This is a genomic window from uncultured Desulfovibrio sp. (assembly GCF_944327235.1).
Classification (GTDB): domain Bacteria; phylum Desulfobacterota; class Desulfovibrionia; order Desulfovibrionales; family Desulfovibrionaceae; genus Desulfovibrio.
On the sequence record NZ_CALVHE010000139.1, the window covers coordinates 1 to 3504 of the forward strand.

At 64.5% G+C, this 3504-nt stretch carries 3 protein-coding genes; 2 read left to right on the forward strand and 1 reads right to left on the reverse strand.

Annotated features, from left to right (window positions below; translation table 11 throughout):
- Positions 1 to 262 precede the first annotated feature (262 nt).
- The gene (gene gdhA / locus Q0K00_RS11535; protein ID WP_297229678.1) at positions 263 to 1615 is read right to left on the reverse strand and encodes an NADP-specific glutamate dehydrogenase; all 1353 of its coding nucleotides are present in this window, start codon (positions 1613 to 1615) and stop codon (positions 263 to 265) included.
- Positions 1616 to 1878: 263 nt separating this feature from the next.
- On the opposite strand from gdhA, the gene Q0K00_RS11540 reads away from it, so the two are divergent.
- Together Q0K00_RS11540 and Q0K00_RS11545 are read left to right on the forward strand one after the other, a co-directional pair.
- Positions 1879 to 2346, forward strand: coding sequence for a DUF134 domain-containing protein (locus tag Q0K00_RS11540; RefSeq protein WP_297229680.1), 468 nt, complete (start codon positions 1879 to 1881; stop codon positions 2344 to 2346).
- Positions 2340 to 3011 (forward strand): hypothetical protein, encoded by a 672-nt coding sequence (locus Q0K00_RS11545; RefSeq protein ID WP_297229682.1) that lies wholly within the window; start codon positions 2340 to 2342, stop codon positions 3009 to 3011. Before Q0K00_RS11540 ends, Q0K00_RS11545 begins: the two co-directional genes overlap by 7 nt.
- Positions 3012 to 3504: the final 493 nt, after the last annotated feature.

Genomic DNA, 3504 nt, shown 5'->3' on the forward strand with positions numbered 1-3504 from the left:
GTCCTGACCCTAGAGCGGATCCGCATTGAAATCGTGTCCGATCTCCATGCTGACGCTGCCCCCACACTACGGAAAAAACGCAGTTTTTCCGCTTGGTTTCGGCCGGGCGACGCAGGAGCCTTACGGGCATCGACAGCGGAGCGCGGTGGACCCCCTTCCCCAGACAGAAGAAGGGCAAAAAAATAGCCCGCAACGCTGTGGGCGTTACGGGCCGGAAAGCGGGGGAGGGTCTCCCCTCCCTCACGGTAACGAGCGTGGCGTATCAGCAGACGCCCTGAGCGATCATGGCGTCGGCCACCTTGCGGAAACCGGCGATATTGGCGCCCAGCACGAGGTTATGGGCGTTGCCGAATTCCTTGGCGGTCTCGGAGGCGCTGGTGAAGATGTGCTTCATGATGCCCTTGAGCTTGTTGTCCACGGTATCGAAGTCCCAGGCCTGCATACTGGCGTTCTGGGCCATTTCGAGCTGGCTGGTGGCCACGCCGCCGGCATTGGCGGCCTTGGCCGGGCCGTAGCAGATGCCCGCCTCGAGGAAAGCGTGCACGGCTTCGAGGGTGGAGGGCATGTTGGCGCCTTCGCTCACGCACTTGCAGCCGTTGGCCAGCAGGGCCTTGGCGTCCTCGAGGTTGAGTTCATTCTGGGTGGCGCAGGGGAAGGCCGCGTCGCAGGGCACGCTCCACACGGCATTGCGGCCGGCGGGGTAGTCGGACACGGGGGTGTATTTGGCGCCGGGCACGAGTTCGGCGTAGCGGGTCAGGGAGGCGCGTTCCACTTCCTTCACCTGCTTGAGCACGTCGACCTTGATGCCGTCGGCGTCGTGGATCATGCCGCGCGAATCGCAGACGGTCACGGGCTTGGCGCCGATCTGGATGAGCTTTTCGCAGCAGTAGATGGCCACGTTGCCCGCGCCGGAAACCACGCAGGTCTTGCCTTCGAGGCTGTCGCCGCGGGATTCCATCATGCTCTGGGCAAAGTAGACGTTGCCGTAGCCCGTGGCTTCGGTGCGGGCCAGCGAGCCGCCGAACAGCAGGTTCTTGCCGGTGAGCACGCCTTCGTAGCTCTTGGTGAGCTTCTTGTACTGGCCGAACATGTAGCCCACTTCGCGGCCGCCCACGCCGATGTCCCCGGCGGGCACGTCGATGGTGTCACCGATGTGGCGGAAGAGTTCGTTCATGAAGGCCTGACAGAAGCGCATGACTTCCACCTCGGACTTGCTCTTGGGATCGAAGTCCGCGCCGCCCTTGCCGCCGCCGATGGCCAGACCGGTGAGGGAGTTCTTGAAGATCTGTTCAAAGCCGAGGAACTTGAGGATGCCGAGGTTGACGCTGGGATGGAAGCGCAGACCGCCCTTGTAGGGGCCGATGGCGGAATTGTACTGCACGCGATAGCCGCGATTGACCTGGATCTCGCCCTTGTCGTCCACCCACTCCACGCGGAAGCTGATGGCGCGCTCCGGCTCCACGATGCGTTCCAGAATCTTGTTCTTCTGGTACTTGGGGTCCTTGTCCAGAGCGGGCTGCAGGGTCATCAGCACTTCCTGCACGGCCTGCAGGAAGACGGGTTCGCTGGCGTATTTCTGTTTCAGCCCTTCCATGACGTTCTGTGCGTAAGACATCCTCTGTCCTCCTTGAAAAAGCACAATGACTATTGTCAAAACTAGCGGAAAAACCTGAAAATATGTAGCCGAATCCGCGCCCGCTGGCAATGACTGATTTCCGGGCCCATCGCTAAGGAATCGACATGGTTGACAGAAAAAATTTGTTTTTCCGGCAGGCCCGCGTCAACGGCGGACGGCGCGCATGTGTTGCGCGACCCTCTTGACGGATCGGCTTTCCCGCCTTAGATATGAAATATGTTTTAAAACAAGAGGAGCAGGCCATGCGACCGCCAAAACCCCGCCATATCGAATCTCCGCCCCCGTGGGAACGCTATCTGCCGCAAGGACGGCGGGAGGCGGCGGACATGACGCTGGGGCTGGACATGTACGAGGCCTTGCGTCTCGTGGATGCGGAAGGCTTGTCGCAGGAAGCGGCCGCCGAGCGGATGGGCGTCTCCACGCCGACGCTCTGTCGTCTGCTGGGTGAGGCCCGCAGGCGGGTGGCCACGGCCCTGCGGGACGGCTGGGCCTTGCGCTGCGAGGGGGGCAATGTGCGGCTGCGGCCCGGTGGGCACGGCCACGGACACGGCCCCGCATGGCGGCATGGTCACGGCGGGGGGGCGGCCTGTGCGGAACAGAGCGGTGGAGACGCGGCGACGGCGGCGGGCCGGGAGGCGATACACGAGCGTGGGCGCGGCAGGGGCGGGCGTCCGCCGCGGCGCATGAGCGAGGAGGACACGTCATGTTGAGCAGGATGGGACTGGTGATGCTGGTCGGCAAGGGGCTGCTGGGCACGCGCACGGGCCGCCGCCTTGTGGGGCGACTTGGCCGCGGCGCGGCAAAGACCGTCCTTGCCCGACTGGGCAAAACGGCCACCGGCGAGGCATGGCCGGACGCTGTTTGGTCGGGCGGTCAGGGGAATGGTCGTCGGGCCGGGCAAGGCCCGCAGGTCGGGCAGGCCCTCCGGACGGGCGGTCGTCCCGGCGGCTGTAACGGACACAGCGGCGAAGAGTTGCGGGACGGACTGCGCGATACGGTGCGTGACATGCTGTCCAGACCGGAGGCGACGCTCCCATCTTCCTCCCGCACGCTCTTGGTGGCGGCTCCGTCCACCGCGTCGGTGGGGGACATAGGCCGGGAGGCCGCGTTGTCGGCGCTGGCGGCGCATATCGTCAGTTTCATCAATGGGCGCGTGCGTCTGCGGCATCCCGCCTTGCGGCAGCCGGAAGCGCATGGCCCCCTGCGGGAGGCGCTTGGGCGTCAGGGCTGTTTTACGGCGCTGACCTTTTCCGCTCGCACAGGCTCGATCTTGCTGGAATATGACGGTCACCGTCTGTCGCGTGCGGATTTTTGTGAGGCCGCCTTGCCGCTGGGGCGTTTTCTGGCGTCGTGTGATGCCGTCGCGAGCGCATGAGGCCTCGACGTATGCGGACACGCCGGGCTGCGGCCCGGCTTTTCACGAACCATATAATGAAATATATTTCAAAAAAGGAGCAAGACATGGAAACGCGGATGAACGAACAGCAAGAGGTCATGCAAGAACAGCAGGCAGCCGAGGGGACGCACGGCGGAGGCGAAAAGCAGCATCGTCATGGTCATTGTCATGGCAGGCAGGGGCAGGGCGGTTGTGGCCAGGGTGGCGGCTGTGGTCGAGACAACGGCAACGGTCGCGGTCAGGGCCACGGACAGGGGCGCGGGCGAGGGTAAGGGCGAGTTTCCTTTTTTTCTTTCGTTCTTTCTTTCGTTCGTTGAATGGCGGATGCTGCCCGGCGTCCGGGCTTGGTCGCCTCCCGGCGAGGGGCAGGGGGCAGGGGCTTGCGCAGCCCCTTGCCCCCTACGACCCCGTACCCCGCGTTAGGGGCAGCCATCCCTGACGGACAGCAGGGGGACGCCGGTCGTACCGTTGG

Coding starts and splice junctions, on each gene's coding strand:
- gdhA (WP_297229678.1), bottom strand. CDS start 1,615: ATGTCTTACGCACAGAACGTCATGGAAGGGCTGAAACAGAAATACGCC.
- Q0K00_RS11540 (WP_297229680.1), top strand. CDS start 1,879: ATGCGACCGCCAAAACCCCGCCATATCGAATCTCCGCCCCCGTGGGAA.
- Q0K00_RS11545 (WP_297229682.1), top strand. CDS start 2,340: ATGTTGAGCAGGATGGGACTGGTGATGCTGGTCGGCAAGGGGCTGCTG.